This is a genomic window from Streptomyces sp. NTH33 (assembly GCF_003236365.1).
Lineage (GTDB): Bacteria > Actinomycetota > Actinomycetes > Streptomycetales > Streptomycetaceae > Streptomyces.
This window is the reverse complement of the sequence record NZ_POTZ01000517.1, coordinates 1-4,580: the sequence shown is the minus strand read 5'-3', so window position 1 is coordinate 4,580 and position 4,580 is coordinate 1. Positions and strand designations below refer to the sequence as shown.

Sequence of the window (4,580 nt, the reverse complement as noted above, 5' to 3'; positions counted from 1 at the left end):
CCCCCGTATCACCGAGGACCACCTCGTCCAGCGCGAGAGCAACCCCCTCTTCCGCGTCCGCTACGCACACGCCCGCACCCGCGCCCTCAGCCGTAACGCCGCCGACCTGGGGTTCTCCGCCGAGCCTGGGCCCATGGAGGTGCCTCGCGACCTCGTCACCCTCCTCGCCGACCACCCCCGCGTCCTCGCCCGCGCCGCCGCGCACCGTGCTCCCGACTCCCTCGCCCGGCACCTCGTCAGCGTTGCCGATGCCGTGCTGCCCTTCCTCCCTTCCGTGCTTCCGTGCGGGGAGGAGAAACCCCTGGCCGCCCACCGTGCCCGGCTGGCTCTCGCCGAAGCCGCCGGGGCGGTGCTGGCCGGCGGCCTGTCCCTGCTCGGCATCCACGCACCCGACCACCTCTGAGAGCCGCAGAGAGCCACAGAGGGTCAGAGAGCCAGAGAGTCAGAGAAACCAGACATGAGCCGTTCCGCACACCCCGCCGGGCCCCGTTACGCCGACGTCCTGCCCGAGGGGCACTACTCCCCGCCGCCCGCCGACCTCAACGCCCTCGACCCGAAGGTGTGGGCCCGGACCGTCACCCGTGACGAGGACGGGGTCGTGACCGTCGGCGGCATCGCCGTCACCGAGCTCGCCGAGCGGTTCGGTACGCCCGCCTACGTGCTCGACGAAGCCGACTTCCGCGCCCGTGCCCGGGCCTGGCGCACCGCCTTCGGGAACGACGCCGACGTGTTCTACGCCGGGAAGGCGTTCCTCTCCCGGGCCGTCGTCCGGTGGCTCGACGAGGAGGGGCTGAACCTCGACGTCTGCTCCGGTACCGAGCTCGCCACCGCCCTGTCCGCCGGGATGCCGGCCGAGCGCATCGCCTTCCACGGCAACAACAAGTCCACGGCCGAGATCCACCGGGCCGTCGAGGCCGGGGTCGGGCGGATCGTCCTCGACTCCTTCCAGGAGATCGTCCGGGTCGCCCACATCGCCCAGTCGCTCGGGAAGCGGCAGAAGGTGCAGATCCGGATCACGGTCGGCGTCGAGGCGCACACGCACGAGTTCATCGCCACCGCGCACGAGGACCAGAAGTTCGGGATCCCCCTGGCCGGGGGGCAGGCCGCCGAGGCCGTGCGGCGGGCGCTGCAGCTCGACGGGATCGAACTGATCGGGATCCACTCCCACATCGGCTCGCAGATCTTCGACATGTCCGGCTTCGAGGTCGCCGCGCACCGCGTGGTCCGGCTGCTGAGGGAGATCCGGGACGAGCACGGGATCGAGCTGCCGGAGATCGACCTCGGCGGCGGACTCGGGATCGCGTACACCAGCGACGACGACCCCCGCGAGCCGCACGAGATCGCCAAGGCGCTGACCGAGATCGTCACCCGCGAGTGCGAGGCCGCCAGGCTGCGCGCGCCCCGTATCTCCGTCGAGCCGGGGCGCGCCGTCGTCGGGCCCACCGCCTTCACCCTCTACGAGGTCGGCACCATCAAGCCGCTCGAGGGGCTGCGGACGTACGTGTCCGTCGACGGCGGCATGTCCGACAACATCCGCACCGCCCTCTACGACGCCGAGTACAGCGTCGCGCTCGTGTCCCGCGTCTCCGGCGCCGCGCCCATGCTCGTGCGCGTCGTCGGCAAGCACTGCGAGAGCGGGGACATCGTGGTCAAGGACGCCTTCCTGCCGGCCGACCTGGCACCCGGTGACCTCATCGCGGTGCCGGCCACGGGTGCGTACTGCCGGTCCATGGCCAGCAACTACAACCACGCGCTGCGCCCGCCGGTCGTCGCCGTCGCCGACGGGGAGGCCCGGGTGATCGTTCGCCGGGAGACGGAGGAGGACCTGCTGCGGCTCGATGTCGGTTGACGGGCGCAGTCGGATGGCGGGCGCAGTCGGTTGACGGGCGCAGTCGGATGGCGGACCCAGTCGACTGAAGGACACCGCCGGATGACGGACACCGCCGGATGACGGACACCGCGGCGGCACCGGAAGATCTTCTGTCTTCCCGCCTCACAAAAACGAAATAAACGTCTCACGATCCGGACAAATGACAGAAACCGCGGTCCGGTGAGTGAGACTGGTCCAACCGTAGACGGTATGAGGAAACGAGGTCGGATGATGCGTACGCGTCCGCTGAAGGTGGCGCTGCTGGGCTGTGGTGTGGTCGGCTCAGAGGTGGCGCGCATCATGACGACGCACGCCGACGACCTCGCCGCCAGGATCGGGGCCCCGGTGGAGCTCGCCGGGATCGCGGTGCGGCGGCCCGGCAAGGTGCGGGAAGGGGTTCCCGCCGAGCTGGTCACCACCGACGCCACCGCGCTCGTCAAACGCGGCGACATCGACGTCGTGGTCGAGGTCATCGGGGGGATCGAGCCCGCCCGTACGCTCATCACCACCGCCTTCGAACATGGCGCCTCCGTCGTCTCCGCGAACAAGGCCCTGCTCGCCCAGGACGGGGCCGCCCTGCACGCCGCCGCCGAGGACCACGGCAAGGACCTGTACTACGAGGCCGCCGTCGCCGGCGCCATCCCGCTGATCCGGCCGCTGCGCGAGTCCCTCGCAGGGGACAAGGTCAACCGGGTGCTCGGCATCGTCAACGGCACCACCAACTTCATCCTCGACAAGATGGACACCACGGGGGCCGGTTACCAGGAGGCGCTGGACGAGGCCACCGCGCTCGGGTACGCCGAGGCCGACCCGACCGCCGACGTCGAGGGGTTCGACGCCGCGGCCAAGGCCGCCATCCTCGCCGGGATCGCCTTCCACACGCGCGTACGGCTCGACGACGTCCACCGCGAGGGGATGACCGAGGTCACCGCCGCGGACTTCGCCTCCGCCAAGGAGATGGGCTGCACCATCAAACTGCTCGCCATCTGCGAGCGTGCCGAGGACGGCGAGTCGGTCACCGCGCGCGTGCACCCGGCCATGATCCCGCTCACCCACCCGCTGGCCTCCGTGCGCGGCGCGTACAACGCCGTGTTCGTCGAGTCCGACGCGGCCGGGCAGCTGATGTTCTACGGCCCCGGCGCCGGCGGCTCGCCCACCGCCTCCGCCGTGCTCGGCGACCTGGTGGCCGTCTGCCGCAACCGGCTCAGCGGGGCCACCGGGCCCGGCGAGTCGGCGTACGCCGCCCTGCCCGTGTCGCCCATGGGTGACGTCGTCACGCGCTACCACATCAGCCTGGACGTCGCCGACAAACCGGGTGTGCTCGCCCAGGTCGCCACCGTGTTCGCCGAACACGGGGTTTCCATCGACACTGTTCGCCAGCAGGGCAAGGACGGCGAGGCCTCCCTCGTCGTCGTCACCCACCGTGCCTCCGACGCCGCCCTCGGCGGGACCGTGGAGGCGCTGCGCAAGCTCGACACCGTGCGGGGTGTCGCCAGCATCATGCGGGTTGAAGGAGAGTAACCAGCAATGACCCACCAGTGGCGCGGAATCATCGAGGAGTACCGGGACCGGCTGCCGGTGTCCGACAGCACGCCGGTCGTCACGCTCCGTGAGGGTGGTACGCCTCTCGTGCCCGCGCAGGTGCTCTCCGAGCGCACCGGCTGCGAGGTCCACCTCAAGGTCGAGGGCGCGAACCCGACCGGGTCCTTCAAGGACCGCGGCATGACCATGGCGATCAGCCGGGCCAAGGAGGAGGGCGCGAAGGCCGTCATCTGCGCCTCCACCGGGAACACGTCCGCCTCGGCCGCGGCGTACGCCGTACGGGCCGGGATGGTCTCCGCGGTGCTGGTGCCGCAGGGCAAGATCGCGCTCGGCAAGATGGGCCAGGCGCTCGTGCACGGCGCGAAGATCCTCCAGGTCGACGGAAACTTCGACGACTGCCTCACGCTCGCCCGCGCGCTCAGCGACAACTACCCCGTGGCGCTGGTCAATTCGGTCAACCCGGTGCGCATCGAGGGCCAGAAGACGGCCTCCTTCGAGATCGTCGACATGCTCGGCGACGCGCCCGACATCCACGTCCTCCCGGTCGGCAACGCGGGCAACATCACCGCCTACTGGAAGGGCTACAAGGAGTACGCCGCCGACGGCATCGCCACGAGGACGCCCCGCATGTGGGGCTACCAGGCCTCCGGCAGCGCCCCGATCGTGCGCGGCGAGGTCGTCAAGGACCCGTCGACCATCGCCACCGCGATCCGTATCGGCAACCCGGCCTCCTGGACGTACGCCCTGGCCGCGCGTGACGAGTCCGGCGGCGCCATCGACGAGGTGACGGACCGTGAGATCCTGCGCGCCTACCGGCTGTTGGCCGCGCAGGAGGGCGTCTTCGTGGAGCCCGCCTCCGCCGCGTCCGTCGCCGGCCTGCTGAAGGCCGCCGAACAGGGCAAGGTCGACCCCGGGCAGCGGATCGTCTGCACGGTCACCGGCAACGGCCTGAAGGACCCCGACTGGGCCGTCGCCGGCGCCCCCCAGCCGGTCACGGTCCCGGTCGACGCGGCGACGGCGGCGGAGCGGCTGGGCCTGGCCTGACGGCCGCCGCGGGTCCGCGGGGCCAAGTCCCGCCCGGTGGGCGGGGGCGCGCCCCGCTGTGCTCACGGTGGGGCGGTGCTCCCGGGCGGCGGCGGCGATCGGGGCGGGCCGCACACCGGCGCCC

At 71.6% G+C, this 4,580-nt stretch carries 4 protein-coding genes; all 4 read left to right on the top strand.

The window, feature by feature from the left end; genetic code table 11:
- On the top strand, nucleotides 1-403 hold a 403-nt coding region (locus tag C1I97_RS31905), incomplete at its 5' end, for a DALR anticodon-binding domain-containing protein (RefSeq protein WP_258382830.1).
- 54 nt (nucleotides 404-457) lie between these two features.
- Nucleotides 458-1,849: a diaminopimelate decarboxylase gene (gene lysA, locus C1I97_RS31900; protein WP_111006537.1), complete on the top strand. Its 1,392-nt coding sequence runs from the start codon at nucleotides 458-460 to the stop codon at nucleotides 1,847-1,849.
- Nucleotides 1,850-2,098: 249 nt separating this feature from the next.
- Nucleotides 2,099-3,391 (top strand): homoserine dehydrogenase, encoded by a 1,293-nt coding sequence (locus C1I97_RS31895; protein ID WP_111006536.1) that lies wholly within the window; start codon nucleotides 2,099-2,101, stop codon nucleotides 3,389-3,391.
- 6 nt (nucleotides 3,392-3,397) lie between these two features.
- The gene (thrC, locus tag C1I97_RS31890) at nucleotides 3,398-4,456 is read left to right on the top strand and encodes a threonine synthase (protein WP_111006535.1); all 1,059 of its coding nucleotides are present in this window, start codon (nucleotides 3,398-3,400) and stop codon (nucleotides 4,454-4,456) included.
- Nucleotides 4,457-4,580 lie beyond the last annotated feature (124 nt).

Bases quoted from the DNA above. Each gene is read 5' to 3' on its own strand.
- C1I97_RS31895 (WP_111006536.1), top strand. From the start codon at position 2,099: ATGATGCGTACGCGTCCGCTGAAGGTGGCGCTGCTGGGCTGTGGTGTG.
- lysA (WP_111006537.1), top strand. From the start codon at position 458: ATGAGCCGTTCCGCACACCCCGCCGGGCCCCGTTACGCCGACGTCCTG.
- thrC (WP_111006535.1), top strand. From the start codon at position 3,398: ATGACCCACCAGTGGCGCGGAATCATCGAGGAGTACCGGGACCGGCTG.